Source organism: Clostridium porci (genome assembly GCF_009696375.1).
GTDB classification, from domain to species: domain Bacteria; phylum Bacillota; class Clostridia; order Lachnospirales; family Lachnospiraceae; genus Enterocloster; species Enterocloster porci.
In genome coordinates this window covers 124,630-150,807 of the sequence record NZ_VUMD01000006.1, presented here as the reverse complement: position 1 = coordinate 150,807, position 26,178 = coordinate 124,630, and the positions used below count along the sequence as shown (strand labels likewise).

At 44.4% G+C, this 26,178-nt stretch carries 36 protein-coding genes; 34 read left to right on the top strand and 2 right to left on the bottom strand.

The window, feature by feature from the left end; translation table 11 throughout:
• The first annotated feature begins 10 nt into the window (after nucleotides 1-10).
• The 10 genes from FYJ39_RS08490 to FYJ39_RS08445 all read left to right on the top strand — a co-directional run bounded on the left by FYJ39_RS08490 (nucleotide 11) and on the right by FYJ39_RS08445 (nucleotide 5,951).
• Entirely contained in the window at nucleotides 11-316 is a 306-nt protein-coding gene (locus tag FYJ39_RS08490; RefSeq protein WP_328597532.1) for a GPW/gp25 family protein, read from the top strand.
• Nucleotides 313-1,458: a baseplate assembly protein gene (locus FYJ39_RS08485; RefSeq protein WP_154472044.1), complete on the top strand. Its 1,146-nt coding sequence runs from the start codon at nucleotides 313-315 to the stop codon at nucleotides 1,456-1,458. Before FYJ39_RS08490 ends, FYJ39_RS08485 begins: the two co-directional genes overlap by 4 nt.
• Entirely contained in the window at nucleotides 1,451-2,386 is a 936-nt protein-coding gene (locus tag FYJ39_RS08480) for a phage tail protein (protein WP_154472043.1), read from the top strand. Before FYJ39_RS08485 ends, FYJ39_RS08480 begins: the two co-directional genes overlap by 8 nt.
• Before the next feature lie 14 nt (nucleotides 2,387-2,400).
• On the top strand, nucleotides 2,401-2,793 hold the full coding sequence (locus tag FYJ39_RS08475; protein ID WP_154472042.1) for a phage tail-collar fiber domain-containing protein: 393 nt from the start codon (nucleotides 2,401-2,403) through the stop codon (nucleotides 2,791-2,793).
• 12 nt (nucleotides 2,794-2,805) lie between these two features.
• A complete protein-coding gene (locus tag FYJ39_RS08470; RefSeq protein WP_154472041.1) occupies nucleotides 2,806-3,240 on the top strand; it encodes a hypothetical protein in 435 nt (144 codons plus the stop codon).
• A complete protein-coding gene (locus tag FYJ39_RS08465) occupies nucleotides 3,233-3,925 on the top strand; it encodes a hypothetical protein (RefSeq protein ID WP_154472040.1) in 693 nt (230 codons plus the stop codon). Before FYJ39_RS08470 ends, FYJ39_RS08465 begins: the two co-directional genes overlap by 8 nt.
• A gap of 24 nt (nucleotides 3,926-3,949) precedes the next feature.
• Nucleotides 3,950-4,264 (top strand): hypothetical protein, encoded by a 315-nt coding sequence (locus FYJ39_RS08460; RefSeq protein WP_154472039.1) that lies wholly within the window; start codon nucleotides 3,950-3,952, stop codon nucleotides 4,262-4,264.
• 13 nt (nucleotides 4,265-4,277) lie between these two features.
• Nucleotides 4,278-4,532 (top strand): phage holin, encoded by a 255-nt coding sequence (locus FYJ39_RS08455; RefSeq protein ID WP_154472038.1) that lies wholly within the window; start codon nucleotides 4,278-4,280, stop codon nucleotides 4,530-4,532.
• A gap of 43 nt (nucleotides 4,533-4,575) precedes the next feature.
• Complete coding sequence (locus FYJ39_RS08450) at nucleotides 4,576-4,743, top strand: hypothetical protein (protein ID WP_154472037.1); 168 nt, start codon at nucleotides 4,576-4,578, stop codon at nucleotides 4,741-4,743.
• Between the two features lie 434 nt (nucleotides 4,744-5,177).
• On the top strand, nucleotides 5,178-5,951 hold the full coding sequence (locus FYJ39_RS08445; RefSeq protein ID WP_154472036.1) for a CHAP domain-containing protein: 774 nt from the start codon (nucleotides 5,178-5,180) through the stop codon (nucleotides 5,949-5,951).
• A gap of 207 nt (nucleotides 5,952-6,158) precedes the next feature.
• Here FYJ39_RS08445 and FYJ39_RS08440 read toward each other — a convergent pair whose 3' ends face one another.
• Together FYJ39_RS08440 and FYJ39_RS20470 are read right to left on the bottom strand one after the other, a co-directional pair.
• Nucleotides 6,159-6,785, bottom strand: coding sequence for an N-acetyltransferase (locus FYJ39_RS08440; RefSeq protein ID WP_154472035.1), 627 nt, complete (start codon nucleotides 6,783-6,785; stop codon nucleotides 6,159-6,161).
• 1 nt (nucleotide 6,786) lies between these two features.
• Nucleotides 6,787-6,960, bottom strand: coding sequence for a hypothetical protein (locus tag FYJ39_RS20470; protein WP_165641617.1), 174 nt, complete (start codon nucleotides 6,958-6,960; stop codon nucleotides 6,787-6,789).
• A gap of 456 nt (nucleotides 6,961-7,416) precedes the next feature.
• Here FYJ39_RS20470 and FYJ39_RS20880 point away from each other — a divergent pair, with 456 nt between their 5' ends.
• The 24 genes from FYJ39_RS20880 to FYJ39_RS08320 all read left to right on the top strand — a co-directional run bounded on the left by FYJ39_RS20880 (nucleotide 7,417) and on the right by FYJ39_RS08320 (nucleotide 26,084).
• Nucleotides 7,417-7,797: a Rha family transcriptional regulator gene (locus FYJ39_RS20880; protein ID WP_235919778.1), complete on the top strand. Its 381-nt coding sequence runs from the start codon at nucleotides 7,417-7,419 to the stop codon at nucleotides 7,795-7,797.
• Nucleotides 7,798-7,990: 193 nt separating this feature from the next.
• Nucleotides 7,991-9,322 (top strand): PocR ligand-binding domain-containing protein, encoded by a 1,332-nt coding sequence (locus FYJ39_RS08430; protein WP_154472034.1) that lies wholly within the window; start codon nucleotides 7,991-7,993, stop codon nucleotides 9,320-9,322.
• Nucleotides 9,323-9,325: 3 nt separating this feature from the next.
• Nucleotides 9,326-10,366, top strand: a complete 1,041-nt coding sequence (locus FYJ39_RS08425) for a helix-turn-helix domain-containing protein (protein ID WP_154472033.1) — start codon at nucleotides 9,326-9,328, stop codon at nucleotides 10,364-10,366.
• Nucleotides 10,367-10,418: 52 nt separating this feature from the next.
• A complete protein-coding gene (locus FYJ39_RS08420; protein WP_154472032.1) occupies nucleotides 10,419-10,946 on the top strand; it encodes a YceD family protein in 528 nt (175 codons plus the stop codon).
• 3 nt (nucleotides 10,947-10,949) lie between these two features.
• Nucleotides 10,950-11,132: a 50S ribosomal protein L32 gene (rpmF, locus tag FYJ39_RS08415; protein WP_154472031.1), complete on the top strand. Its 183-nt coding sequence runs from the start codon at nucleotides 10,950-10,952 to the stop codon at nucleotides 11,130-11,132.
• Nucleotides 11,133-11,513: 381 nt separating this feature from the next.
• Nucleotides 11,514-13,913: a preprotein translocase subunit SecA gene (secA, locus tag FYJ39_RS08410; protein ID WP_154472030.1), complete on the top strand. Its 2,400-nt coding sequence runs from the start codon at nucleotides 11,514-11,516 to the stop codon at nucleotides 13,911-13,913.
• A 98-nt stretch (nucleotides 13,914-14,011) separates the two neighbouring features.
• Nucleotides 14,012-14,872, top strand: a complete 861-nt coding sequence (locus FYJ39_RS08405; protein WP_154472029.1) for a hypothetical protein — start codon at nucleotides 14,012-14,014, stop codon at nucleotides 14,870-14,872.
• A 103-nt stretch (nucleotides 14,873-14,975) separates the two neighbouring features.
• Nucleotides 14,976-15,137, top strand: a complete 162-nt coding sequence (locus tag FYJ39_RS08400) for a hypothetical protein (RefSeq protein WP_154472028.1) — start codon at nucleotides 14,976-14,978, stop codon at nucleotides 15,135-15,137.
• Nucleotides 15,138-15,264: 127 nt separating this feature from the next.
• A complete protein-coding gene (locus tag FYJ39_RS08395; protein WP_154472027.1) occupies nucleotides 15,265-15,756 on the top strand; it encodes a single-stranded DNA-binding protein in 492 nt (163 codons plus the stop codon).
• Between the two features lie 245 nt (nucleotides 15,757-16,001).
• Entirely contained in the window at nucleotides 16,002-16,676 is a 675-nt protein-coding gene (locus FYJ39_RS08390; protein ID WP_154472026.1) for a hypothetical protein, read from the top strand.
• Between the two features lie 32 nt (nucleotides 16,677-16,708).
• Nucleotides 16,709-17,143 (top strand): DUF3592 domain-containing protein, encoded by a 435-nt coding sequence (locus FYJ39_RS08385; RefSeq protein ID WP_154472025.1) that lies wholly within the window; start codon nucleotides 16,709-16,711, stop codon nucleotides 17,141-17,143.
• Between the two features lie 143 nt (nucleotides 17,144-17,286).
• Nucleotides 17,287-17,814, top strand: coding sequence for a hypothetical protein (locus FYJ39_RS08380; RefSeq protein ID WP_154472024.1), 528 nt, complete (start codon nucleotides 17,287-17,289; stop codon nucleotides 17,812-17,814).
• A gap of 228 nt (nucleotides 17,815-18,042) precedes the next feature.
• On the top strand, nucleotides 18,043-18,267 hold the full coding sequence (locus FYJ39_RS08375) for a hypothetical protein (protein ID WP_154472023.1): 225 nt from the start codon (nucleotides 18,043-18,045) through the stop codon (nucleotides 18,265-18,267).
• Between the two features lie 20 nt (nucleotides 18,268-18,287).
• Nucleotides 18,288-19,076, top strand: coding sequence for a DUF1848 domain-containing protein (locus tag FYJ39_RS08370; protein WP_195840402.1), 789 nt, complete (start codon nucleotides 18,288-18,290; stop codon nucleotides 19,074-19,076).
• A gap of 112 nt (nucleotides 19,077-19,188) precedes the next feature.
• On the top strand, nucleotides 19,189-19,920 hold the full coding sequence (locus tag FYJ39_RS08365) for a hypothetical protein (protein ID WP_154472021.1): 732 nt from the start codon (nucleotides 19,189-19,191) through the stop codon (nucleotides 19,918-19,920).
• A gap of 115 nt (nucleotides 19,921-20,035) precedes the next feature.
• Nucleotides 20,036-20,266 (top strand): hypothetical protein, encoded by a 231-nt coding sequence (locus FYJ39_RS08360; RefSeq protein ID WP_154472020.1) that lies wholly within the window; start codon nucleotides 20,036-20,038, stop codon nucleotides 20,264-20,266.
• Between the two features lie 15 nt (nucleotides 20,267-20,281).
• On the top strand, nucleotides 20,282-20,860 hold the full coding sequence (locus tag FYJ39_RS08355; protein WP_154472019.1) for a hypothetical protein: 579 nt from the start codon (nucleotides 20,282-20,284) through the stop codon (nucleotides 20,858-20,860).
• A 202-nt stretch (nucleotides 20,861-21,062) separates the two neighbouring features.
• Nucleotides 21,063-21,383 carry a hypothetical protein gene (locus FYJ39_RS08350; RefSeq protein WP_154472018.1) on the top strand — a complete coding sequence of 107 codons (321 nt, stop codon included), beginning with the start codon at nucleotides 21,063-21,065 and terminating at the stop codon, nucleotides 21,381-21,383.
• 159 nt (nucleotides 21,384-21,542) lie between these two features.
• Complete coding sequence (locus FYJ39_RS08345) at nucleotides 21,543-21,953, top strand: hypothetical protein (protein WP_154472017.1); 411 nt, start codon at nucleotides 21,543-21,545, stop codon at nucleotides 21,951-21,953.
• Between the two features lie 215 nt (nucleotides 21,954-22,168).
• Nucleotides 22,169-23,215, top strand: coding sequence for a 5'-3' exonuclease (locus FYJ39_RS08340; RefSeq protein ID WP_154472016.1), 1,047 nt, complete (start codon nucleotides 22,169-22,171; stop codon nucleotides 23,213-23,215).
• 119 nt (nucleotides 23,216-23,334) lie between these two features.
• Nucleotides 23,335-24,066 (top strand): single-stranded DNA-binding protein, encoded by a 732-nt coding sequence (locus FYJ39_RS08335; RefSeq protein WP_154472015.1) that lies wholly within the window; start codon nucleotides 23,335-23,337, stop codon nucleotides 24,064-24,066.
• Nucleotides 24,067-24,186: 120 nt separating this feature from the next.
• On the top strand, nucleotides 24,187-24,546 hold the full coding sequence (locus FYJ39_RS08330; protein ID WP_154472014.1) for a hypothetical protein: 360 nt from the start codon (nucleotides 24,187-24,189) through the stop codon (nucleotides 24,544-24,546).
• A gap of 16 nt (nucleotides 24,547-24,562) precedes the next feature.
• A complete protein-coding gene (locus tag FYJ39_RS08325; protein ID WP_154472013.1) occupies nucleotides 24,563-24,922 on the top strand; it encodes a hypothetical protein in 360 nt (119 codons plus the stop codon).
• 202 nt (nucleotides 24,923-25,124) lie between these two features.
• The gene (locus FYJ39_RS08320) at nucleotides 25,125-26,084 is read left to right on the top strand and encodes a hypothetical protein (RefSeq protein ID WP_154472012.1); all 960 of its coding nucleotides are present in this window, start codon (nucleotides 25,125-25,127) and stop codon (nucleotides 26,082-26,084) included.
• The last annotated feature ends 94 nt before the right edge of the window (nucleotides 26,085-26,178 follow it).

Below are 26,178 nucleotides of genomic sequence, written 5' to 3'. Positions count from 1 at the left end.
GAGGCTGAAAGTGGAAGAGCAGCGGTTCAAAATTACAGTACAGAATGCAGAAGATGAGGAAGAACTAATTCGAACCTTGTCAACCTTATTTAATACGCGTGCGGGAAGTCAACCGGCGGATCGAGATTTCGGGATATCGTGGAAATGCCTGGATGAGGTTCCGGAAGTAGCGGAAAATCTTTTTTATCTGGAGGCAGTACGCAAGGTCGAACGGTATGAGCCTAGAGTGGAGATAACCAATATTTTATATAGGCATGAAGCAGGAAAGATGACTGCTCATATTTATTTTTCTGGAAAGGGGAGAAGTGGATCATGAATGATATATTGTCACGACTGTCTGATTGTCCAGAGGTAAGCTTTATAGACGGGATAAGCTTTGCAGATTTACAGGAGAAGATGATACAAGATTATCAGGAAAAGTTCAAAGAATTGACAGGAAAAGATGTGACTCTGGCACCGGCGGATCCATATCGCTTGATTCTATACTCCTGTGCCGTGGCAATCTATCAGGCGTACCAATATGGAGATAGGGCCGGAAAAATGGGTCTGCTCAAATACAGCACAGGGAGTTTTCTTGACAATTTGGCAGCGCTTAAAGGAGTAAGGCGAAACGAACCCTCCGCAGCGCAAGCCACTGTACGTTTTACATTGTCAGCGGTATTAAGCAAAACGGCAGAAATTCCGAAGGGGACCAGAGTGAAGGGAATTGATCTATATTTTGAGACGATAGATCCGGCTGAAATCCTGGCTGGGAATCTATACGTGGACGTTGCTGTAAAATGTCAAACGGCCGGAAGCATTGGCAACGGTTTTCTTCCCGGCGACATACAGACTTTAGTGGATCCTCTGCCATACATACTTAGCATCCGAAATATTACGCAGTCATCCGGCGGAACAGACCGGGAGACAGACGAGGAGTTGGCAGAACGGGTGTATTTATCTCCGTCCAGCTATTCCACAGCTGGCCCTCAAAGTGCATATGAATACTGGGTCAAAACGTACAGCCCCGCGATTAGTGAGTGCCGAATTATATCAGAAGCACCTGGAGAGGTTGATATTTATGTAGCTGAAAATGGTGAAATCCCATCGGATGGTTTTGTGAAAGGGCTAACAGAATATTTGGAAAATAGCAGCGTCCGTCCTCTTACTGACAAGGTAGTCGTTAAAAAACCGGAAATAGTTAATTATGAAATAGAGTTTACTTATTATATCCAAAGCGCGGATAGGAACAAAGAGACGACCATTAAAGCCGAAGTGGAGAACGCCTGCAATAATTATATTGCATGGCAGAGGCATATTGGGAGGGACATAACGCCAACGCAGTTAATTTATGAACTGATAAAGGCCGGGGCACAGTCAGTAGAGGTGACAAAACCATCCTACACGGAACTTACGGAAGCTCAGATTGCAGTGGCAGGCGCACCGGTAGTTACGTACGGAGGGCTGAGAGATGGTTGATTTTTGGAACGGAGAAATTAAGAATATCGCCCCGATTAATCTGATGTCAGCAGAAGCAGAAGCAGTCAGCTATGCAGTACGGGAAGCAATGAAAAAATATCAGGTTTATGCGCGTGCTTTACCGCTTTACGCCACAATTGAGAAAGTACCGGAGGAGGCGCTTGATTTGATGGCTTTGGAAATGGGCACACAGTATTACGACCAGACATTTCCAAGAAAGCAAAAAGAGCGCCTAGTTACGCAGACGCTAGCCTGGTATATGCGCGCAGGCACTCCGTCAATTCTGAGTGAGTTTTTGGAAACAATTTTGGCTGGAGGGTACATAGAAGAATGGCATGATTATAACGGTAAACCATACCATTTTAAAGCATATGCATACGCGGAAGGGCATGAAGTCCCTCTTGGGTACGGAAAAGAAGTGGAGCGGCAGCTCAAACGCTATAAGAATGTACGTTCCTGGCTCGAATACTTTATGTTTATCATAGCATTAGGTTATAGGGTAAATATTGCGTACAAAAGCAGTGTGCAGATGACAACTCGATTTTACCCAAGAGGCAATATAGCATACCAGCGATTGGACGGGACATGGAAACTTGATGGGAGACGCAAGCTGAGCTTGTATAGAAAAACGATGAATTTTTATCCATCGGCAGTCAGCTTGGGGGCATGTTTTAGAACCCATGTTCAATCAAAGGGACAAAATTACCTGATAGGAAAAGCCAGGCAGAAAATAAAAATCCGAGCTGGCGCGGAGAGCGCAAGCAGCAGTCCTGTTAAGATTCACAATCAGAAGAGATTGGTATTTTCAACCCGCACAAAAGCTAGTGTTACAAGCGGAAACATTATCATTACAGTAATCAATAAGTTAGACGGAACATGGAAACTGGATGGAAACAGAAGGTTAAATGGCGGGCCGTACTTACAATAAGAAGGAGGAAGGAAATGGCAGCGATTGAAGGAGTTATTACAGTCATTGGGAGAAAGAAACTGTGCGAAGCGCACGCAGGAAAACGAACGCTTCCCAAAATCAGCGGTATGGCTTGGGGAGATGGAGGAACGGACGGGGACGGAACTCCGAAAACAGTAACAGGACAGGAAAAAAGCATGTATAATCAGCTTCTGAAAAAGGAGGTCAATGATCCGACATTCAAAAATGATGAACATACAACCGCAGTGTATTCAGCAACCTTAGAAAGCGGAGACCTGGTAGGGAAGTATATTTCGGAGCTGGCTCTTTTTGATGAGGAGGGGGATATGATTGCCTATCAAACCTTCTTAAAAAAGGGAAAGGATGAAGGGATGCCACAGCGATATGACATGGAAGAAATTTTTTAAGGAGGTAAAGAAGTGGATTATTGCGATATAAAAAATCCGGCAGAATACACGGAGAAAGTTGAACGCTGGTCACGTCAGACGGATGCGAACGGTGACGAAATGGGGAAAGTAATTGAGGCGTTGGTAAATAATGACAATTATTTGAAAAAGGAAGTAGAACGTCAGGATAATTCAGTTGTGGTCACGCTTACCGTTGCAGGATGGAGTGCAGCAGCGCCATACGCGCAAAGGGTTGAAGTGCCGGGTGTCAAGGAAACGGACATCCTGCGGCTGTATACACATACACCCAAAACCCTGTCAGGAGATGCGGTAAAGCTACGCCGAAAGATGACCGCTATGATTACGGATGGCGAGGCAAAAGATGGATATGTGATGTTTTATTGCGGGGAAAAGAAGCCGACAGCAGATTTTCCTGTTAAACTGGTGGGGGTGAGCGCAAATGAGTGATATTTTGATACCGTATGGGGGAGGCACAGGGGCCGACCTTGACCTTGTGACAGTATCCGAAGCAGATGTGCGCAGGGGTAAAGTGTTTGTAGACAGGAACGGCAATCCAATCACTGGTAACATGGCGGAAAAGGCGGCCGCCACTTACACCCCCGGAACATTTGATCAGACGATTGCGGCAAATCAGTATCTGACTGGAGTGCAGACAATCAAAGGAGACCCAAATCTATTGGCCCAGTATATCAAGAAGGGTGTGACGATATTTGGGGTTGCGGGGACATGGGAAGGATATATTACAGGGCCTGCGGATATTTATAATCGTGGCACTTGGGGGAGTGGAACAAACGGACGGGTTATAATTGGGATAGCGGGAACATCAGCTATATCATCACAATATGCTAACAGTGCGTTCAAGAATTGTGTTGAAGTGGAATTCATAAAGAACTGCATTGGCTATACAAAATTAAATGTCCAGTATACGAATTTTACCAGCGGCGATCTCAGCAAATCTATTTTTTTCGGTTCTGATGCGTCAGGCGTACAGTCCGACTATTATGTATCACCTTCTTCAGGTGGCGTGTTGACATGGAACCTGGATATAAAAGTAATAAATGCAGGAGCCAAAACACATAGCCTTAGACTCATGAATGGGCAGTGTTCATATACAAGAATTTACTTATCATAATAGAAACGGAAAGCGAGGCATAACATGGACGAAGCAATCAAAGCAGAGATAGAACGCCTGCATGACGAGGACAGGCGGCAGAACAAAAGGCTGGAGATGCTGGAAGGGCTGGTTAGGGAAATCCAATCCCTGGCCCTTTCTGTACACGGACTGGCCAAAGACATGGAGCAGATGCTGCATGAGCAGAGAGACCAGGGGAGACGGCTGGACGCCCTGGAGCGGGAACCGGCTGACGCATGGAAAAACGCAAAGAAAACATTCATAACAGCGATTCTAAGCACGATTGCCGGAGGGATGGCAACCGGGCTTATTTTTATCATATCGCAATCCATCCAATAAAGGAGGTGAGAGGATGATTAACTGGAAGGTAAGGCTTAAAAACAAGCAGTTCTGGCTGGCGCTGGTTCCGGCTGTGCTGCTTCTTGCCCAGGCGGCTGCTGGCGTATTTGGGTATGAGCTGGACTTAGGAGGCCTGGGGGACAAGCTTCTGGCCGTAGTAAACGCGCTCTTTGTGGTATTGTCAATCCTGGGGATCGTAACAGACCCGACCACAAGGGGCGTAGGGGACAGCGCCCAGGCTCTGACGTATAAAGAGCCAAAGGAGTAAGGAACAAAAGACTACATATCAAAAAGAAAGAGAGGACAAGAGTATGTCAAACACATTAAACCATGGAGACAACAGGACAGCGGAGCAGCGGGCCAATGACGCAGCCCAGGAGGTAACGCCGAAGGGGCCGCAGGATAAGACCTATGTGACCACTGGCCCGGCAACCGGCAAGGAAGATGAGAGAGCGGAAGGAACCGAGAACGCCCGTTAGCTGAGGCGCTGCAACGGCAGCACAAAAACACAGGCCCTGGGAGGTTTCCGGGGCCTATTTATAATTGCAGCATGATTGAAGCTATGTTATAATGCAAATGTTACCGCCTCCGATACCAGGTACGGGAAGGAGGTGTATCACTTTGGAGTATTTGTTATCCTTTATTGTCGCTGTCGCGGCTGGTGTGGCCTGCCACTACATCATCAAATGGTTGGACGGCGATAAATAATCGGTAACCAGCCTACAGATGCCTGACTGTTCAAAACAGGAAGAAAGCCCAGGAGTTTGCGCCTCCTGGGCTTTTGTTTTGTATCACTTGGATACTTGTTATCCTTTTGCCTACTGGCATTATAGCATATGCAGATAGGAATTGCAATATTCTTGTAACTGATTTTTGCCCGGAAGTTTCCGGGCTTTTTTGATAGGAGGTACCTATGAGTGCAGTGGATAAGCTGTTAACAGTGGCGCTCCAGGAGGAAGGATACCTGGAGAAACGGACAGAGGATGGGCTTGACAGTAAGGCAGCCAACGCCGGAAGCAATAACTTTACCAAGTACGCCAGGGATCTGTACCCATCCCTTCAAGAGAATCCGTGGTGCGATATGTTTGTGGACTGGTGCTTTGTCCAGGCCTTCGGGAAGGTGGCGGCCCGGCAGCTTTTAGGCGGCTTCTCGGCCTATACGCCTGATTCCGCCCAGTATTATAAGAAACGGGGACAATACCACAAGGACAGCCCCAGGCCGGGAGATCAGATATTTTTCCGCAACAGCTCCCGTATTTGCCACACTGGGATTGTGGTGGAGGTTACGTCGACTGTGGTGCGCACCATAGAAGGCAACACCAGTTCCGGCAGCGAGGTAATCGCCAATGGAGGGGCAGTGTGCCGGAAGGAGTACAGCTTAAACAACAGCCGGATTGACGGCTATGGACGCCCGGACTGGTCGCTGGTGGAGGCACCTTCCTATGAGGTGGGCTGGCACCATGACAGCAATGGGTGGTGGTATGCATACAGCGGGACGGGATACTACAAGTCCTGCTGGCGGGTCATAAATGGACATAAGTATTATTTTAACAGTGATGGGTACGCGCTGGCCGGATGGCAGAGAATCCAGGATAAGTGGTACTTCTTTGAGAATACAGCCGGGCATCCGCTGGAGTGTGCCTTGTATGTGGCACCGGAGGGAGAACAGTACATAGGGGAGTTTTAGGCCAAGGACACTTATACCGGACCATATGGCGATATGGGAACAGGGAGCTGCTAAATGAAATCTTCAACTTCGAGCTAAAACGTAAACCACGCAACGGCGCATCCATAGATGTACTTTATCACTATGTTGTGAAACACTATTACGATAAAAAATGCAGTAGGGGACGCTGTTAAAGCGCCCCTTATTCTTTTAATCATCGCCCTCTTCTTATAACATGCAAAACAATTGGACTAAATATTTTCCTTTAATATTTGTTTCATCTCCATCCAGTTTCCTTCTACCAAAGACCTTAAATTTGTTTTTCTCATAAAATCGTATTAATTTTTCTTCTTCTTCGCATTCCAGATAAACAAACTTTCCACCTACTTCGTTTTGGATTAAATATGCTTTTTCGATTGCCATTTGTAATAAATCTGTACCAGAAATAAGACAATCATTTCCATTGGCAAAATTTTTCCCCAATTGTCCTATTAATGGCGCAGAAACCATGTACTGGTTGGTTTTCTCATTAAAAATTCCATGTTCACGAAGTTTTCTCGCCTCTTTGCTACTAACGGCTCCGCGGTCAATACAAATAACTCTTGATGCAATAGCATAGTATCCAACTAACTCCATCGCCTTTTTATCATCAGTTTCCCAAAACACCAAATTCGTTTTTGCAAAATTGCGTGTAGAGAACACAATAGCTTTATTTCGCAAAAAGTCTTCCACATCCTTATTAAGAGGACACACAAAAGAGGAGAGGATCGATTTTACTTCTTCCTCTCCTATGACCTCTATTAGTTCATTTAATTTAATCTGTACAAAATGTGTTTCCGTTGCAAATTGTGGCATGTTATCTTCTATCAAAGAATTCTTTGATTTTATCTCCTGTAAGTTCTGTACACGTCCGCGTTAACTGCACCTGCTTATACTTAGAAATTTCTGCTTGGCCTAATGCTTCCACAAATGTATGGGCAAGTTGCTTATCCTGTATTTTGATATCTTTCAAGAAGCTCTTTGTTGCCATACGAATCACCCCCTAAATATTGCTGGCACTTTATCCTATGTAAGACAGCACTGACCCGTGCGTATCTTTACTTAATAATACGCAACTATATGTAACTTTATTATAACCTATTTTTTCTGAAAATCAATAACAAAGTGAAAAATAATTCACCATTTTACGTACAAGCGACCGAGAAATTCGAGAAGGAGCATAGGCATGTACTGGAATCTATTGATAAATTAAAGAACAGTTGAGTACAACCGAATTTTCGGCTCTATTCATCGAAAGGCAATATGTAGCGTCTAATGGAAAGAAGAATAACGAATATCTCATGACCTGTGACGGATGCATCTGGAATACAGGCTCCGGGGGCCTTTTAGCCAGCCGAATAACAAAAACAGAGAACGCATAAGCCTTGGGATGGTTCCCAGGGCTTTTATTGCAGGCAAAAATAAACGCATAGAAGGGATGGAGTTTATGTTAGTAGAGATTGTTGGGAAAAGATATGAAGAAAGATTAATCACCACAAGCCTTAAAGTGGCAGAACATTTTGAGAAAGAACATAGGCATGTATTGGATGCTATTAGAAATCTCGCGGCCGAAAATTCGGCAGCCAGTTTTTTTACCCTGACTACATACAAAAACCGTGGAAAAGTATATCCGATGTATGAAATGGACAGAGAAAGAGGGGATGCTGAGCCCCTCTTTTTGCTAATCAAGACATATTATTTTAAAGCGGATATATTCACTGAAAGCATCAGATTAATTGAATCCGTTAGTAACACGTTAATAACAAATCAATCAAGAATTCCTTTATTTTCAAGGGTTTTCATCCATGAGTGCTTAAGCATTTATTAAGACGAAGAATATATCTCCAAATAAAAATTGTAAATCCGGGCGGCCCTTCAAAAGAGGCTGTCCGTTTTTGGCGTTTTCAAATCAGCCCTGCTAAAACATGCTTTGAAAAAGGAAATTTAAGAAAACAGATTGTTTACACAGGTAAAAGATGATAAAATATACACTAAGCAAGTGTGAAGGAAAGGAGATAGGTATGGTAGATTATCATGACGTATTTCCAAAAGATGAACTTCAAGCTGACAAATTGGACGAATATTTCAGCGCCGCAGATGGGGAAGATCTGAAAAAGCTGGATATTATTCATTTGTTTGGGAAGGAGAAGCTGGAAAACATTCAAAAGAGCCTTTCCAAGGCAACAGGATTAGCGTTTGTAACCGTGGACTTCAGGGGAGAGCCTATAACGGAGGCAACGTCCTTCTGTCATTTTTGCAGGCATGTCCGCGGCAATCAGGCTGCCATTGAACGCTGTAAGTCCTCCGATGCATTTGGCTCTATACAGGCTGCAGTTACCCAGAAAACGAACGTATATTTTTGTCCCTGCGGACTTCTGGAGGTTGCAATCCCTATTATTGTGAGAGGACATTATCTGGGGGGCTTTATCGGAGGACAGGTACGGTGCAATGACGCGCCTGAGACGGTAAGCCGCCTGTCCTCTGTGATGCATTCGTCTGAATCAGAGGAAGCGGCATTAAAATACAAAGAGCTGATGGACGCAATACCGGTATACTCTTATGAAAAGTTTTTGGACATTGCGAATCTGGTATTTCTGGTTATAAATCAGCTCAGCGAAAATGAAATCAGCCAGCACATGCAGGAGGATCTTCTAAAGAAGCGTATTAAAAAAATGCAGTCTTTGAACCAGCATTACATAAAGGAAAATCTTCAGACAACCAAGGAGCTTTGGGAATTAAAGGTACGTTCCAATTTCTATGAGCGCCTGGACGCGCTTGCCTCCTTGCTGAATCTGACGATTATCGAGGAGGCCTCAAGAACAAACGAATATTTAAGCGCCCTCATTGAATATGAAAAATACAAATATTCAGAAAAGGGTACGTTTGTCCATATAGCTGGAGAGCTGGAGCAGGCAGAACGCTATCTCTTTCTTCAGCAAAAGAAATTGGGAGAACGGTTGAAATTCTCTATCCAGATACCAAAGGAGATGTACATCCAGAAAGTTCCCTCCGATATTCTTATGCCCTTTATTCAGAATGCGGTGTATAACGGGATTATGCTAAAAAAGGAGGGAGGGGAGGTGAAGGTAACAGGCTTTTCAAAAAATAACAACCTGGTGCTGGAAATCCTTGATACAGGCCCCGGATTAACCAAAGCTGAAATCGACATTAAGCATGAAGCCTATAAGAATTTGCATGAAGGCTATTATATTGATATGGGAATGGAGTACGCAAAGGACAAAATGCTGCGGCTGTTTGGGGAAGCCTATGGCATTATAGTAGAGAGCAGCAAAAGCAAGGGCTGTAAAAGCATTCTGGTTTGGCCTGAGCATCATGAAGAAAGGGTTGATTAAAGCATGTACAGAGTTTTAATTGCAGATGATGATATCCTCATGAGAGAAGCTCTGAAGGTTATGATTTCCAGGGAAGAAGCGTTCCAGGTCATTCACCTGGTGGGGTCTGGAGAAGGTGCGGTTCAGGCATGCGGACAGGATACGGTTGATCTTGTATTTATGGACATGCAGATGCCAGGGATGACAGGGCTGGAAGCAAGCCGGATGATTCATAGGATCAATCCTGAAATATCAATCTATATTTTATCAACCTATACAGCCAGCGCGCTGCTTCGCAGCGCAGGACAGAATTTGGTAAAGGAGATATTAGAAAAACCTATAACCAACGCCTGCCTGAAAAAGATTCTGGAGAATTACAAGACGGAGCATGAAACTTCCGTTCAGAGACAGCTGGAGGCTTTGGCAGAGGCTGTAAGACAAAAGAATTTTAGGAAGTTCTATGGAATACTTCCTGAAATTATCGATGAAATCTATGAAATATCCGGCATGGATTCCCCAGGGCTGATTAAAATTTTTACATATTTGGGGCAAAGTCTCCTGGACACCAGATGCGTTTATGATGACAAAAAAGTGATAACGGATCTGTTCCCCATAAATGAAGGACTGATTGCAGAACGAAAAATCTCTGAGCTGTGGCTGTTTCGGGTTATGGATTATTTATTTTGCCAAAACAGCATAAGCCGGTATCCTCTTCTGGAGAATATATTCCTGTATATTGAAAATCATATCAAAGAGGATATCACCTTAAACAGCATTATCGAAAACTGTGCAATCAGCCAGGGATATTTGAGCAGGATTTTCAGAGAACAGTTTCACGTAAGCGTGACGGAATACCTACATCTGAAAAAAATGCATCTGGCAAAGGGCTATTTTTATTTTACAGAAGATAGCATTGCCGAGGTAGCCTTTCGGCTGGGATATAATGAAAGCAGCTATTTCAGCAAAGTATTTAAAAAATATGAGAAAATGACTGTCAAAGAATACAAGAAAGAAGTGCGAAGCAGAAATGACAGAAAAGCTGTAAAAAATCAGATTATCAGTTGACAAAGCTGGAAACCATAGGTATAATGTAACAGATGCGTATTAGGAGGTTAATATGCTGATAAATTTATCAGAACTGTTTTCTATTGAAGGAAAAGCTAAAACCTATACGGTACCTTTGGAGATAGACCGGCTTCATATTGCAGGCAGTGTCTGCGAAATTCAAGAAAAGGAACCTGTGTGCCTGACGATTACCAATCAGGGGGACAAGGTTCTGGCTGTGGAGGGAAAGGCTGTATTAAGTCTGGTAATTCCATGCGACAGATGCCTGGAACCGGTAAGGCTGCCCTTCCGGCTGGAGATTGACCAAAAGCTGGATATGAAGCAGACAGAGGAAGAACGGATAGCAGAGCTGGACGAACAGTTCTATGTTAGTGGTTACAATCTGGATGTAGACCAACTGGTTGGTAATGAGTTAACCTTGAACCTGCCTATGAAGATTCTTTGCAGCGAAGACTGTAAGGGAATCTGTAATAGATGTGGCACAAATCTCAACCGAGGGACTTGTGACTGCGATAAAAGGTCGCTTGACCCAAGAATGTCAGTTATCCAGGATATTTTTAAAGAGTTGAAGGAGGTGTAAACCATGTCTATCTGTCCTAAGAATAAATCTTCTAAAGCTAGAAGAGATAGCCGTAGAGCAAACTGGAAGATGAGCGCTCCGAATCTGGTAAAGTGCAGTAAGTGCGGCGAGTTAATGATGCCTCACAGAGTTTGCAAGGCTTGCGGTTCTTACAACAAGAAAGAGATTGTTAAGGTTGAGGACTAATAGTGGAACGCAACAACGAGAGACGTGGAACGTAGTAAAATCAAGGCCTTTGGACGTATTCTCCGGAGGTCTTGTTTTTATGTTTGGGATGCCTAATTTTAGTTTTCCGAAAAGTTTCCGAAAAAATGATATAAAAATATGACCTTCGATAAGCAAAAAAATGGGTGTAATATGTATTACGCGTAGGATTTTTGCAAAATAAGGAGGAAATTGAAAATTTAATAATTTCGTAAGAATTAAGCCTACACACAGAAAATCATCTCAGATCATGTATCCGAGGTGATTTTTTTGCCCCAATGATACAGATGAAAAACCAATATTCACCCAATAGCCTCCATAATTCTGAGAGAAAACAAAACACCAAGAAAAAGAGGAAAAAATATGTTTCAGACAAAGAATCAAAAGGCATTAAAGAAGATGGCTCCGATCTTAAAACAGATTGAGAAAAATGGAGAGAAAATTCAAAACTTCACAGATGATGAGCTGCGGGCTCAGACAGAGGCATTTAAAAAGCGTTTGGCAAATGGTGAGAAGCTGGATACGATCTTACCGGAAGCATTCGCAACCGTCAGAGAAGCGTCCTGGCGTGTATTAAAGATGAGACAGTTCCCCGTGCAGCTGATGGGTGGTATTGCGTTACATTATGGGAAAGTGGCGGAGATGAGAACCGGTGAAGGTAAAACACTGGTATGTGCAGCCCCGGCATACTTAAATGCACTGACCGGAAAGGGTGTTCACGTTGTAACCGTCAATGACTATTTGGCCAAAAGAGACGCAGAAGAGATTGGACGCATTCACGAGTTCCTCGGATTATCCGTAGGCTGCGTGTTGCATGATATGACTCAGGCAGAACGTAAGGCAGCATATGCCTGTGATATTACCTACGTGACCAACAATGAACTTGGGTTTGATTACCTTCGTGATAACATGGTTACCAATAAGGAGCAGGCTGTGCTGCGTGGTTTAACCTATGCGATTATCGACGAGGCGGACTCCGTGTTGATTGATGAAGCCAGAACGCCACTGATTATTTCTGGTCAGGATGGCCAATCCACCAAAATCTATGAGGTCTGCGATGTGTTAGCCAATATGATGGAACGTGGAACCTATAAAAAGCTGTCCACGGTCGATTTGCTGGCAGGCGAAGAACGAGAGGAGTCAGGCGACTTTCTGGTTGATGAAAAGGAAAAGAACGTCATGCTGACCAGCCAGGGCATCGAAAAGGTAGAGAAGTTCTTCCATATTAAGGATCTGTCGTCTCCGGAAAATATTGCGTTGCAGCATAACGTGATTCTGGCATTAAAAGCAAATGCCTTAATGAAAAAGGACAAGGATTACGTGGTCAAAGATGGAGAGATCATGATTGTGGATGAGTTTACCGGCCGCATCATGCAGGGCAGACGCTATTCCGACGGTCTGCATCAGGCGATTGAGGCAAAGGAACGCGTAGATGTCAAGCAGGAGAGCCGCACCCTGGCAACCGTAACCTTCCAGAACTTTTTCAACAAATTTGAGCGCAAAGCCGGCATGACCGGAACGGCGATGACGGAAAAGAGGGAATTCCGCAATATTTACGGCATGGATGTCATCAATATTCCAACCAACCGGCCAGTGATTCGTGTGGATCATGAAGATGCTGTTTATAAAACAGCCAGAGAAAAATATAGAGCAGTTGTGGAAGAGGTCAAAAAAGTACATGAGACAGGTCAGCCTGTCTTGGCGGGTACAACGAGCGTCGAAACCTCAGAGTTATTAAGCACAATGCTCAAACAGGCCGGAATTGATCATCAGGTCCTGAATGCAAAGTATCATGACTTGGAGGCAGAAATCGTTGCAAAAGCCGGTCAGCATGGACAGGTAACGATTGCAACAAATATGGCTGGACGAGGCACCGATATTAAGCTGGACGATCAAGCGAAGGCCGCCGGCGGCCTGATGGTCATCGGAACCGAACGCCATGAGTCCAGACGTATCGATAACCAGCTGATTGGACGTTCTGGCCGCCAGGGAGATCCGGGAGAGTCGAAGTTCTATCTGTCATTGGAAGACAATCTGCTCAAGATGTTTGGATCTGAGAATCTGATGAACCTGTTTGAGCAGGTAGGAATCGAAGACGGAGAGGAAATTAAGCACGGGCTACTGACAAAGGCGATTGCAAATGCTCAGCAGAAAATCGAAGGCAACCACTTTGGAGCCAGAGAGCAGCTCTTAAAATATGACAGAGTCAATAATGAGCAGAGAGAAATGATTTACCGGGAGCGCCAGGCAATTCTGGACGGCGCAGAGATGGAAGAGACGATTCTTTCCTACGTCGATGCATGGCTGGAGCAGGTGGTGAAGCAGATTGGCCCTAATCGCAAACAGTGGACCGTAGACATTTTGATGGAAAAGGTTACGCCGGTTGTACCGGACTGCCTTACGGACCTGACAGAGGAAAAACTGCAAAACATGACTAAAGCAACCTTATATGCCGACTTAAAAGCTCGCGTTTACAAAAAATACGAAATGCTCAAAGAGACGCTGGGTGGGAAAGAGTCCATGGAACGCCTGATGCGAATGATTCTGCTTCGAACCATCGACAGTAAATGGACGATGCACCTGGACAACATGGAAAAATTAAAGGAAGGAATCGGATTGGCAGTTTATGGTCAGACAGATCCGGTGATTGCGTATAAACAGGAGGGATACCAGATGTTTTTTGAGATGATGGAAAACATCAAGATGGACACATTACATACCCTATTCCATATGCGCATTGGCCTTCCAACCGAAAAACATTAACATCAGAAAGAGTGAGTTCGCCCCAAAATCGAATTCGCTCTTTTTTTCATTCAACTCCCCATAATTAGAAAAACAACCACAGTCAAGGAGGAAACAGTATGTTTTGGAGAGTGCTTTTCTTATTAAATGTAGTGCAGTGTGTGATTGCAATTTGGAAGCCGTGCGATTTCAAACTGTACAAAAGAAAGACCTATGTCGCCGGAGTCATTTCTGCGATTGCGGTGTTGGCGTGTCTGATTCAATTCCCCACTTATGTTGAACGCAGTGTGTTTGATGGATGGAAACTCATTGACCAAACAGCATTTGAAGCACAGGCGCTGATTCCGATTACACTTTTAAGCGGAATTGGCATTTTTAGTAGTTTGTATGTACGCTTCAGCCCAAAATATCAGGAAGGTAATTTTGTAACACTACATCTCTTACCAGGTACCTATACGTTTCATAAATCGCTTCAGTCGAACTATTTCCCGGTACATACTGAAGAGGTGCAGGGCATCATTACATATAACAATATGACGATCAAAATGGGCTCATCATTCAGCTGCACAGGGGAAGAAGAGCTGACTTTGTTGTGCTTAAAAGAACCGAATCAGGAGCAGTATTATTGCCACCAGTGCAACATAGTGAGTAAGAATGGAAAAGTCAGTCCAATACGTCTGCTATATAAATGGACTGCCATCCTATGTTTGATAGCGTTTGTGTCTATTTTCTTTTTCGGTGGAATTCCGGATTTATCTGATACGACATCAGCGGAATATCAGGTGGTAGGAACATTACTGATCGGCATGATCTTTGGATTTGTAGAATATCTCGTCTATGACATCAAAGAGATGAGAATGATTGCAACGATGTCGAAATGGATTGGCCATATTGCGATATGGGTCTGTGTGTATATCAATATCCTTTTGATGATCGGACCGAACGACTTCATCAGGACCTATATCCAATTGTTACAATGAGTAAGATAATCACATACCAAATCACCGTTTGACCTTTCACAAAAAAAACCAAAGCCATAATTGAAACAAATCTAATGAAATATGAGCAAGGGAAGTGGAACGTATGATCGATTTCAAAGAAAAATTAAGAATTGCCAATGAGGCTAAGGCACATTGGAAAAAGCTGCAGCAAACGAACGATTACATTGAGCGCATGGAATTGTTGGCGGAGATTAAAGACATTGCAGTCGCCCGAGAAGTAATTCGTTTGTCTTTGGAAAAATAAAAAAAACTTTCAAAAAGATGTCGTTTGTCGGCATCTTTTTTTTCTTATTTGAAAAGATCGCCCTCCATAATTAACCTGAAACACAATAAAGTTATTTGAGTTGAAATCACTCAGAAGGAGAGAAAAGATGAACAAAGTAATTTTGATGGGCAGACTGACAAGAGATCCGGAAGTACGTTATTCTCAGGGCGAGAATTCTATGGCGATTGCCAGATACACGCTTGCGGTAGATCGCAGAAACCGTAGAGGCCAGAATAATGGTGAGCAGAACGTTGATTTCATCAACTGCGTTGCATTCCAGAGGGCTGGTGAGTTTGCTGAGAAGTATTTCCGTCAGGGCATGAGAGTCCTTATCGCGGGCCGAATCCAGACCGGTTCTTACACCAACAAGGATGGTCAGAAGGTTCACACGACCGATATCGTTGTCGAGGAGCAGGAATTTGCAGACAGCAAGAATGCCGGTAACAATGCAGGGGGCAATAACCAGAACTACGGCGCAGCAAACCAGGATCCGAACGGCTATAACGCAGGCGGTGCAAACATGGCTGGCGAGTATGGCGGCGATGAGTTCATGGATGGCTTCCAGTACGGCGACGAGGATGGCCTGCCGTTCAACTAAAGCGGCAAAAAAATAACAAAAAGTGTTTCCGCACACACGCGGGGCATCTACAACTGAATATTGAGTGAAAAGACGGGGTTGCATAAAAATATGCAGCCCTGTTTTTTTTGTAGTAAAAATAATAAAACCTTGCGAATAAGAAAAAGATGAGGAATTTCCAATACACCCAAATGAAAATACAAATTTTCAACGTATTCATTCCATAATCAATATATCAATATCAACCAAAGAGGAGGTTATTTCAAATGAGAGCAAAACAGCTTCACAAACAGGTCGCAATCATGGCGGCGGCAGTCTGCATGATGGTGCCTATGCATGCACAGGCAGCCACGCTGAGCGGAGTAGACACATATGGGATGACAGCAGAGATTCAGACGCTGATGGAGGATTCCCATTGTATGCGTAAGCTCCCAGACACCATTCTGAAAATCTTCGCAGAAGAGGGCGGCAGCATTCACATCAAATCCAGTTTGTTTAAAAACGACACAGAGGCACACGGTATGTATTGGGCGGATGGTGATAAGAAAAATCAGATCGCTTTGTCCTTAAGAACCGTCAGAGACGGATTCCCGCATATGATGCCGTACTATTTCACGCATGAAATCGGTCATTTTATTTACAGTAATGCAAAAATGACAGAAGAGCAGAAAGCAGTTCTGCAGGGAATGCATGATCGTTTCAAAAACTATGTTGTAGGAGACGTGTCGCTGGCAGAAACCTTTGCAGATGAGTATGCGAGCTTCATCAATGACGGCGGATATAATCAGTCACCGGAAGAACAGAATATGTTTAAGGAAGTGCAGCAGGCGATGATGGATGAATATTATGCGGCACATCCGGAAGAAGAGCCGGAAAAATGGGAACCGGTCATCCCGCTTTGGATGAGAAATGGCCCAGATTTAGAAGCAGCAGGTAACTGAAAGACACCATACGGCTGCTGAAAGGAGCGCACATGTCTGAAAACGATGTATTCACATGGATTTGCCTTGGGTTCCTATTCCTTGGTATGGTGTTTTTCTGTATCGGTCTTGCACTCTTACGATCGGCGGCGCACAAAGACAAAGTATGTACATTGCCCGTGAACGCAACTATCGTAGACTGGATAGAAGACACAACCTATCATATTGATAGGGGACATAGTACCAGGTGGCACCCAGTCTACGAATATACAGTAAATGGCCGTATGATTAGAAGACGTTCTACTCTTGGGTACAGCAGACCGCAGCGTGCAATCGGAACCACAGTCACACTGATGGTGAATCCTGCAAAAGCAGAAGAACACCATTGTCCAGATGGCTACATGCGATTCCTGGGAAGGGTGTTTTTGATGATTGGGGTTGCCATCATCTGTGCAGGAATAGCTGTGGGCCTCGCAAGGATACTGTGAGATACCTAACAGAAGCTCGACCATCATACATCAGCTTTTTAAAACTCCGGAGTAATTCGGAGTTTTTTCTTTTGGAAAACAGAGGAGTCTCACTGCATAATTCATTTGAAAACCAAAGGTATAAGAGAAAGGAAGGTTAAAAAATGAATAAAATTTATGAAGCATTAAAAACGCAGGCACCAGATCATGAGGTAGCGATTATGCTGACAGACGCCATTTCATTGGAGATGAATCGCTTTGGGAGCCCGTTTATGACAATCGCAAAAGAGATTCAGGAAGACCAAGAAGCCAGAGAACGTTTCTTGGAGCTGGCAGTATGCTGGATTGAGTCACGAGCCAAAGAGTATGTAAGTCACTGTTATGACGGCCGCGACGAAGCATCCGCAAAACTCAGCAATGAGCTGGTGGATAGCTATTACATTCAGGAAGAGTTGGAGAAGGAAGACGAGTTCACCAAAATTGCCAAACTGACGATCTATGGAAACAGCAAGGACGGTTTTGGAGATGGGCATAACCTGCGTCAGATGCACAAAACATTAAAGCAGAGCTTTTCCAGCCTGGTGTTTCAGTATCTGGATCTTTTGGAGACCGGCAGTGTGCAGCACACAACCATGCTTGAGATGATGCGGAAAACATATGGTCCAGATTGGCATCGCTGTCCGTTCATCTAATGTTTTTTTGCATAAACTCTGACAAGAAAGGAATGAAGTATCACATGGCATATTTTAGCAGCCCGTCTCAATACGAAAAACGTACTGGAAGGAAATTTACAACCAATTGTTCATGCATTCATCGCACAGGTAGTGTACGTGGTATGGTCAAACAGGGATTTTGGAAGAAAAATGCCGATAGAGTACGATATGGAAACTATATCTATTCGCAGCCATAAGGAGGAAAACATGCCAAAGATTTTCATGACCATGGAACGGACGACTCGTGTTTCCAAGGAGTTTGACGTGACGGATACCGAAATGGAGGCAATCAAAAATGGAGAGGTACCCAACTGGGACGAAATGCGCCAAGCAATCGATGATCCCAATGAAGAGAGGGATATCGAGTACGATTGCCAGGTTCAGGACGAAGATGAAAGGATCTTAATCGATTGGGGCCAATGCTCCCAGTAGTATGAATGGAGAGAAGGAGAATGATAATTAGTGCAAGTCGTCGCTGCGATATTCCAAATTATCACAGCGCCTGGTTTTTTAATGAACTGAAAAAGAGAACGATGGTTGTAAAGCATACGCCGTTTCTTAATAAGCGGATTGTAATAACTCCAGAAAATGTAGACTGCATTGTATTTTGGACAAAGAATCCAGAACCGATGATGTCAAGATTAAACGAATTGGAAGGCTATGCGTATTATTTCCAATTCACGCTCACTGGGTATTCTAAAAGAATCGAACCGGGTGTACCGGACAAACATCACATGATCGAAGTCTTTCAGCGATTGTCTCAAATGACATCACGACAGCAGGTAATCTGGAGATATGACCCGATTTTCCTGTCCCCGGCCTATTCCGTGGAATACCACAAAAAGGCATTCCGACAAATTGCGGAAGCATTGGGCGGATATACTGACAGATGCGTCATTTCCTTTGTAGATATTTATGGGAAGTTAAAGGAGAGGCTGACATCCTTGCAGATTCGGGAACCCAATATCGGAGAAATCATGGAGCTTGCAGCGTTCATTAGTGAAACAGCGGCAAAACATGGTATGCAGGTGGAAAGTTGTGCGGAACGTATTGATCTTTCCGCATACAACATTCATCCGACACATTGCATTGATGCGAAGCTGATTGAGCAGATCACCGATAAAACACTCAATGTCACAAAAGACCTATCACAGAGACAGGCATGTGGCTGTTGTAGTGGTGTAGATATTGGCAGCTATCACCAATGTAAAAATGGCTGCGTCTATTGCTACGCGAATTAGATGCTTGCAAGAGAATGTAAAAAACAGATTTTTCATATCCGCAACATTCCAAATTTTCAAATTACAAAAAGCAGTGATAAACTGCACCTATAAACACATAAAGGAGAAACAAATGAAAGTATTTTTAAACAGTATCAGTGGCATTGACGATGCAATCGTAGCAATGCATATCAGCAAAAGACATATGGACCGAGAGACCGAACTGGCGATCAGAGAACTGACCAGACACCGCTTAAATCTGGATGGTACAAGAAAACTGCCGGAAAACGGTGTAGAGAACAAAGAAGCAGAGGTGTTTGATGCGTTCATGGAGAAGCTGTGTAAGTGGGGTAAGAAACATACGACGCTCCTGCGTTTCATCGACCTCAGCTTCATGGTATATGGACTGCACCGCGGCGGCCAGGATGATTGGGACAGCCATGCGTGCCGATTTAATAACCGCATTATCCGCTCATCCACAAGACTGGCGGCTTTTGGCGATGAGATGTCCGACTACTACAAGGACAAAATCATGACCACGGATCAGGGCCTTGCAGTTCTTGGCATTCAGACTCCGGATCGTATCGAAAAGGATGGCGTCGCGTATGTCAAAGCCACCAATGGCTATATCAGAGAAGATATGGCGAATGTGCAGGATGCAAAACGTGGCCTGTATATGCTGAGCATTCCGTCCGACTTCATTTTCCGCATCAATCTTTGTGAATTTGCCCATGTCTATAAGGAGCGTGGACAATTCGGCGGCGCTAATCCGGAAGTAAAGGAATGTGCAGAGAAGTGTGCAGACCTGTTAAATAAGGCTCACGCACAGTTTACCAGAGATCTGCTTTTAGAGATTAAAAACTAAATACGAACGAACTTTCCAAAAGGACCTTCCAAAACTGGAGGGTTCTTTTTTGTCTATGGAATCTACACCCATAATTTCAATAGATCAAACAAAAGACATGAAGGAGAAAAAAGCAATGAACAATAATCATGTGCGCATGAGCGCCAAAGCAGAATATGTTGCTGTTTTGGTAAGTGAAGGATTTGTTTGGGCAGGATATGGCCAGACGGAAGATGAAGCGAAAGAAATGATCCGCAGAAAATACAGCGAAGAAATGGGTGAAAGAACTATGGAGGAACTGGAAGATGAGTATGAGTTTCACATCATGGAGTGCGGAGAAGATGATGGCCTCACGGTAGAAATCTAAAGGAGGAAAAATCAAATGAGATATGAAAAACAAATTGTTTTGGAGAGAGAGCTACTGGAGACTGTTGAAAGACTTCTGCGAACTGTACCAAACGATGAGTCAACCTGTATGGGAGAAGAGGAAACAATTTCTGTAACCGTACAGTTTGCCAATGGGTTCGAAATGGACATCAAATGCTGCGGCGTTCAATATGAAGAAGGTGGTGATAACACACCATGGACCGAAGCCGTTCTGTTTAAGAACGGAAGCGAATGTGGATGTACAGAACCATGTACTGATTTCGGCCCGACAAACGGTACACCGGCCGTCTGGGTACTGACCTATCAGCCGAATCGTAATATAAGAGATGAGGATGAATATGTGGTAACCATTCTTCCAGAAAGAACAGATGAGGATCTGGTTCAGCTTGCCTTTGTAGAATACGAAAAAGACAGTTTGGGAATGATCACATACTTTTTAGTTCCGGTTGGTTGGTTGAAACAGCAGATTGGGGAACGATCACTGTCAGATTTTCTCTGCAAATACAGTGTTATCGAGGCAAGTGAGCTTCTCGAAAAAGCGCAGAAGGAAGGCGTTTTGGGACGCATTCTGTAAGCATCACATGAAGGAAATGATAATGGTTCTAAGTGAACCAGGAAAGGAGAAACATAAGGTAAATATTAGAAAGGTAAAGCATGCGGCTTCATGCTTTGTACGTTACTGAAAGGTAGTGGAATGTTTTTGCCATTGGCGGAATTCAATACTATAAAGTTATGAGCCCGGTGGCTGATTTTCATGGTTTTGTCTTAGAAGAACAATGAGATTAAATTATGTAGAGGAGAAAATGATTATGAACAAGCGTCTGATTAAAAAAATGGCGAAAACGTACCTTGAAAGCGGCAGAACATTCCTGCCGTACGGAACATACGAAGAGGACTACAATGCGTACAACGATGGTAGTCCGGCAATTACAAAGGTATTTGCGATTTTCCCACCAAAAGTATGCCGAGAAATTGAATGCTTGGCATCTCAGAATGGCTGGGATGGGTGCCATTGGGATCATCCACTTCTTGTTGAAATGGATGACGCAGCTCTAAGAGAATGCGAGGAGCTGCACAATCCGTCGCATTGCTGGTAATTGTAAACATCGCCGATGGTTCTAACTGAACAATGGAAGAGTAGCACAATATTTTTCTTGCCAGAGTCTCTGCTTAGCGGAGACTCTTTTTTTGTATAAACCTTCGAGGTCCATAATTGATACGGAATTATATTAGGTATGCGAGAAGGGAGATTAAATATGGCAAATGAAAAATGGAACCACTACGATATCAGCCGCCTGTCTCAAGGCGCAGTGGAGATGCTGCCGGAGGTGCTGGAGGAGAGAGGATATACGGGAAAATTCAAAATTCACGAACACACACTGGCGATTCGTTCCACGTATCCGGTGGCTGCCAGAGCCTTTCATGAAGCGGAAGCCAGGGCTCATAAAGAACCCGGGCATCTGGTGTACATCCAGCAGACAACACATTCTACGTTGTGGGTGCCGGAATCGGAAGCAAAAACGATGAAGGAGGCTTATCAGGTAGCGCTGAAAGCGGTAGAAAATGGCTGGCCGGCCGATCAGGATCCGACAACAGCCGTCGGCTGCATTGAGGACGGTAACGGATTTCGTGAAGAGTGGGAGCTGGAGTATTTACCGGAAACTTGACACTCCCATAGCTAAAGCAATAGGATTCTTGCTTCTACCACTACTGCATTGACGCATGCTAATGGCATGGCAATGGCTTACACAGTGTCCACAAGCGTTGATTATACTGTGGGGTGGAAGATTAAAAGAAAAGCATTTGTATCTGCATAATTGTAGTAGAAAATCTCACAACGGGAGCTGGAAACAGCTCCTGTTTACAAAGAAAGGGAAAGAATATGCAAACGCGTCCATTATTTTTGATCATCGACGGTTCATCGCTGCTGTCAACCAACTATTATGCGTTATTACCGTTTGAGATCAAAACAAAAAAGACAGAAGAGGAAAGAAAACCGTTGTATGATAAACTGATGCATGCGACGGATGGCACGTATACCAATGGCATTTATGGTATGTCCGGTACATTGGTACAGCTTTTAAAGGATTTGAAGCCAGACTATATGGCAGTTGTCTTTGATAAGACCAGAAACACGTTCCGAAGGGAATTGTATCCGGATTACAAAGGGCAACGCAAAGAAACGCCGGCGCCGTTAAAAGAACAGTTCGTGTTGATGCAGCAGATTTTACGAGAGTCCGGCATTCGGGTGTTGGTACACGACTCCTATGAGGCCGATGATTTGGCCGCCACATTGGTCGAACGCAGTAAGCAGAAAGCCCGTGTACGTTTGCTGACGAAGGACAGGGATTATCTGCAGTTGGTGGAAGATGAGTACGACGTCAGATGTTGGATCACTGCAGAAAAAGAGAAAGCGGATACCTTCCGAAACGCATATGGAAACTGCTTTGGTGGAGATGCGGTGGAGCTGCCACGTTCCTTAAAATCGGTGATGGAGTTTACGGGGGCGTCCGTATATGGCGAAAAAGGTGTCACCCCAAATTTGATTCCAGACTTAAAAGGAATCGAAGGAGACGCATCTGACAATATTCCAGGAGTGCGTGGCGTATCCAGCGCTGCAGCGCCGCTTCTCATGGAATACCAGAGTATGGAGGGGCTTTATCAAGCAATCGAGGATGCAAAGACACCAAAAGAAGAGAAGGAATTGTCAGCCTTCTGGAAAGAAAAGCTGGGAATCAGCCGAAGCCCGTTAAAAACCTTGAAAGAGCAGAAAGACATCGCTCTGTTATCCAAAAATCTGGCGACTATTCGGCGAGATGTGCCCATTATCGAAAATATGGAAGATTGTCCAACGGTAATGATGGATTCAGCGGTCTTCAATGACTGGATGAAACGTCTGGACATCAAAACAGTAGAGGCACCACTATAATCCCTAAAAAGAGCTTGGAAACAGGCTCTTTTTTCTGTATGACAAAGAATTCACCCGCCAAAACCAATAACTGTCAGAGTTGTCTCATAATTAAAATAAAAAATTAGGAGGATGAAGGTATGAACAAGCCCCTTTATCATAAGGACAACAATAAGGCAATGGTGAAAGGCGTGGTAGCCTCACCGTTTGTCTTTCATCATGAGGCATTTGGAGAGAAATTTTATCTGACGATCTTGAATGTGATGCGTTTAAGCGAGGAAGTAGATAAGCTATTTGTGTTGGTATCAGACCGGCTCGTGGATGTGACAAAAGACTACACCGGAATGGTCATGCAGGTACATGGGCAGCTTCGCACCTTTGCGGAACGCGAAGGGAACGACGCAATGAAAATCCACGTGGAAGAAGGCGAAGCAGCGGGTACCTGTTTTCAGCTTGGAAAGATCCGCTACGTGCTTTTTGCGACAGACGTTGAAGAGGTAGAACGTACGGCTTCTTTGCACGACAATAACAACATTGTCTTACAGGGCTTCATTTGCAGACAGCCGGTGTTCAGAAAACCGACGGAAGATACCAGCATTACAGATCTGATGCTGGCAGTCAATCGTGCTTATGGAAAGAGCGATTACATTCCGTGCATTGTCTGGGGAAGAAACGCAAAGTATGCATCAGAACTGGAGGTAGGTGATAAGGTCGCCATTATCGGCCGCCTGCAGAGCCGAAAATTCCGAAAAAAGAATGCAGATGGCACACCAGGACCTTGGCATATGACCTGGGAAGTATCCATTAGCCAGATCGAAGACTTTGAGGAGTCCAACCGGAAAGTGGACGTCGCCCTCATAGCAGACGCATAATCCCCAAACGTCATCAGAAAAAATCCTCAGGAGACTGGGGATTTCTTTTTGTGATCCCAAGCAATCCATATCCATAATTAACCCGAACAATGAAAAGGTATAGAGAAACGGAGGGAAATCATGAATAAGACATTAAAAAAATGGCTTGGGTATCAGTTTAGTTCTGGTGGGAGCGTTGGCGGTGATTACGTGCAGTTTCAGCGTGAAATGCGTGCGGACTTAAAGAAACAGGCGAAAGCATTGGGGCTTGAAGTGGTCCGGTTCAATAAGAACCATTACGAATTCAGCGCTGTCTTAAAGAATCCGACAACTGAAAAATTCGTGTATGTCAGCATTTCGGATGTCAGACACTGGCAGGACGAGTGGGCACGTAAAACGTTGTACCGCAGAATGGCGCATGAAATAGACTGGAGCGGTGGAGGCAATCATTTTGGTGCCTGGGAGCAGATCGGAGAACTGGCAGCACAGCTTGCTGCATAAAATGGAGGAGAAACAAATGCAGAATAACAAAAAAGAATGGACAACGAAACAGGTCATTGTACCGGCAAAATACTTTTTACAGCAGATGGCGGAAGACGAAACAATGGTGTACCCGGCACAGGTCAGTATTCTTTGGCGCGGCGGCGGCTCTACCCACACCATCCACTCCGCAAAGGAGTTAAATGAGATTGTGAAATCCAAACAGGTCTTTGAGTGCGGTGTCATTCGAGCAACAAAGAAGGCGGGCCGTATGCATGTAGACTTGATGAAGGAAGGCAAGATGCTTTTGGATATGACAGTCCTGCCGCACCGTTACCATATGTCTACGCTGGTAAGAAACGACGTTGCACAGCTGTACCAGGAGTGTTACTGTTAAGATCCGTGAAAAGAGGAGGGTTACGCCTTCTTTTTTTCTTGTTGAAAAGATACGGCTACATGAAAACCTTGCGGATAAGAAAAAACAGATATTTTGCAGCAATCGCATCACAAAAATGGACCATGTGTTATAAAGGGAAATCAGAACTCATAATTACAGAGAACCAAATAAAGGTATCAAAGAGAAAGAAAAGGAGAAGCCTATGTACATTGCAATGAAAGTGCGTAAACTGTTGGAGGAGCAGGGCGAGTTTAAGAAGCTGGCCGACATTCCTCTGTGCGTACTCTATAACGAGACCGACACCATGTCTGTAAAGGAGCACATTCTTCTGAACGCATCCGCGCTCAAAGATGGCTATATGGAGATCATGACAATTGGAGAGCCGGCCATCGACGTTGGTGTGACCATCGGAAACCTGATGTGGAGAAATGAGGATGGCATTTTGATCCTCGAAGAAAATGAGGTCAAGCAGCTTCAGAAAACAGAGATCCATAACGACAAATACACCCTGTATGTCGTATCTTCCTTAAAGGAAGCATTAGAGATCTACAAAAAGAACACCAAAAAGGCTGCCGGTAAACGAGGCACCAAAAAGGCCGAGAAGGTTCAGGCAAAACCGGCAGATGCCGGTGAAGAAGAGAAGGTGAACGTCCCGGGCGGCGAAGATGCTGAGGCGATGTCTCAGGAATTCGGCATGAACCCGCCGGAGGATCCGGCTGCTGAGACAGAAAATGCCAATGAATCCGCCGAGGAAATGGATTCTGATGTCTCTGAGGATGTGGAAGATCCCGTTCTTGAGGCAGCACCTGTAGAGGAGACCGAGGAAGCAGGAATGGCAGAGAAAGTTGAAGCGGCGATCACCTATGATCAGACCGACCGTACCAATGCCTTAAAGTTCCCGGACGTCATTGACGATCCGCAGTATTTACAGTTCAAACGAGAGCTGGATCAGCATGGCGTAACAATCGCTATGGCACCATATGTTCTGACTGCACTGCAGACTTCAGAAGATGTGGAGTCCTTATATGACCGTCTGAATGCAACTGTCTGCAACGTCGAGGATGTGCTTTGCATTTACGACAGCCTGCAGGGCGATTACGACCACTTCAAGGAGATGACCAATCGCATTGTACCATACGATGCGTATGTGGATAGAGACTAATCTTTTTAAGAAACCGGGAAGCCCAAAGGCCCCGGTTTTCTTTTTTGCACAGACCATACAGTTCCATAATTAGCGTGAAAAAGAAAAGGTATAG

Bases quoted from the DNA above. Each gene is read 5' to 3' on its own strand.
- FYJ39_RS08485 (WP_154472044.1), top strand. From the start codon at position 313: ATGAATGATATATTGTCACGACTGTCTGATTGTCCAGAGGTAAGCTTT.
- FYJ39_RS08480 (WP_154472043.1), top strand. From the start codon at position 1,451: ATGGTTGATTTTTGGAACGGAGAAATTAAGAATATCGCCCCGATTAAT.
- FYJ39_RS08475 (WP_154472042.1), top strand. From the start codon at position 2,401: ATGGCAGCGATTGAAGGAGTTATTACAGTCATTGGGAGAAAGAAACTG.
- FYJ39_RS08465 (WP_154472040.1), top strand. From the start codon at position 3,233: ATGAGTGATATTTTGATACCGTATGGGGGAGGCACAGGGGCCGACCTT.
- FYJ39_RS08460 (WP_154472039.1), top strand. From the start codon at position 3,950: ATGGACGAAGCAATCAAAGCAGAGATAGAACGCCTGCATGACGAGGAC.
- FYJ39_RS08455 (WP_154472038.1), top strand. From the start codon at position 4,278: ATGATTAACTGGAAGGTAAGGCTTAAAAACAAGCAGTTCTGGCTGGCG.
- FYJ39_RS08450 (WP_154472037.1), top strand. From the start codon at position 4,576: ATGTCAAACACATTAAACCATGGAGACAACAGGACAGCGGAGCAGCGG.
- FYJ39_RS08445 (WP_154472036.1), top strand. From the start codon at position 5,178: ATGAGTGCAGTGGATAAGCTGTTAACAGTGGCGCTCCAGGAGGAAGGA.
- FYJ39_RS08440 (WP_154472035.1), bottom strand. From the start codon at position 6,785: ATGCCACAATTTGCAACGGAAACACATTTTGTACAGATTAAATTAAAT.
- FYJ39_RS20470 (WP_165641617.1), bottom strand. From the start codon at position 6,960: ATGGCAACAAAGAGCTTCTTGAAAGATATCAAAATACAGGATAAGCAA.
- FYJ39_RS20880 (WP_235919778.1), top strand. From the start codon at position 7,417: ATGTTAGTAGAGATTGTTGGGAAAAGATATGAAGAAAGATTAATCACC.
- FYJ39_RS08430 (WP_154472034.1), top strand. From the start codon at position 7,991: ATGGTAGATTATCATGACGTATTTCCAAAAGATGAACTTCAAGCTGAC.
- FYJ39_RS08425 (WP_154472033.1), top strand. From the start codon at position 9,326: ATGTACAGAGTTTTAATTGCAGATGATGATATCCTCATGAGAGAAGCT.
- FYJ39_RS08420 (WP_154472032.1), top strand. From the start codon at position 10,419: ATGCTGATAAATTTATCAGAACTGTTTTCTATTGAAGGAAAAGCTAAA.
- rpmF (WP_154472031.1), top strand. From the start codon at position 10,950: ATGTCTATCTGTCCTAAGAATAAATCTTCTAAAGCTAGAAGAGATAGC.
- secA (WP_154472030.1), top strand. From the start codon at position 11,514: ATGTTTCAGACAAAGAATCAAAAGGCATTAAAGAAGATGGCTCCGATC.
- FYJ39_RS08405 (WP_154472029.1), top strand. From the start codon at position 14,012: ATGTTTTGGAGAGTGCTTTTCTTATTAAATGTAGTGCAGTGTGTGATT.
- FYJ39_RS08400 (WP_154472028.1), top strand. From the start codon at position 14,976: ATGATCGATTTCAAAGAAAAATTAAGAATTGCCAATGAGGCTAAGGCA.
- FYJ39_RS08395 (WP_154472027.1), top strand. From the start codon at position 15,265: ATGAACAAAGTAATTTTGATGGGCAGACTGACAAGAGATCCGGAAGTA.
- FYJ39_RS08390 (WP_154472026.1), top strand. From the start codon at position 16,002: ATGAGAGCAAAACAGCTTCACAAACAGGTCGCAATCATGGCGGCGGCA.
- FYJ39_RS08385 (WP_154472025.1), top strand. From the start codon at position 16,709: ATGTCTGAAAACGATGTATTCACATGGATTTGCCTTGGGTTCCTATTC.
- FYJ39_RS08380 (WP_154472024.1), top strand. From the start codon at position 17,287: ATGAATAAAATTTATGAAGCATTAAAAACGCAGGCACCAGATCATGAG.
- FYJ39_RS08375 (WP_154472023.1), top strand. From the start codon at position 18,043: ATGCCAAAGATTTTCATGACCATGGAACGGACGACTCGTGTTTCCAAG.
- FYJ39_RS08370 (WP_195840402.1), top strand. From the start codon at position 18,288: ATGATAATTAGTGCAAGTCGTCGCTGCGATATTCCAAATTATCACAGC.
- FYJ39_RS08365 (WP_154472021.1), top strand. From the start codon at position 19,189: ATGAAAGTATTTTTAAACAGTATCAGTGGCATTGACGATGCAATCGTA.
- FYJ39_RS08360 (WP_154472020.1), top strand. From the start codon at position 20,036: ATGAACAATAATCATGTGCGCATGAGCGCCAAAGCAGAATATGTTGCT.
- FYJ39_RS08355 (WP_154472019.1), top strand. From the start codon at position 20,282: ATGAGATATGAAAAACAAATTGTTTTGGAGAGAGAGCTACTGGAGACT.
- FYJ39_RS08350 (WP_154472018.1), top strand. From the start codon at position 21,063: ATGAGATTAAATTATGTAGAGGAGAAAATGATTATGAACAAGCGTCTG.
- FYJ39_RS08345 (WP_154472017.1), top strand. From the start codon at position 21,543: ATGGCAAATGAAAAATGGAACCACTACGATATCAGCCGCCTGTCTCAA.
- FYJ39_RS08340 (WP_154472016.1), top strand. From the start codon at position 22,169: ATGCAAACGCGTCCATTATTTTTGATCATCGACGGTTCATCGCTGCTG.
- FYJ39_RS08335 (WP_154472015.1), top strand. From the start codon at position 23,335: ATGAACAAGCCCCTTTATCATAAGGACAACAATAAGGCAATGGTGAAA.
- FYJ39_RS08330 (WP_154472014.1), top strand. From the start codon at position 24,187: ATGAATAAGACATTAAAAAAATGGCTTGGGTATCAGTTTAGTTCTGGT.
- FYJ39_RS08325 (WP_154472013.1), top strand. From the start codon at position 24,563: ATGCAGAATAACAAAAAAGAATGGACAACGAAACAGGTCATTGTACCG.
- FYJ39_RS08320 (WP_154472012.1), top strand. From the start codon at position 25,125: ATGTACATTGCAATGAAAGTGCGTAAACTGTTGGAGGAGCAGGGCGAG.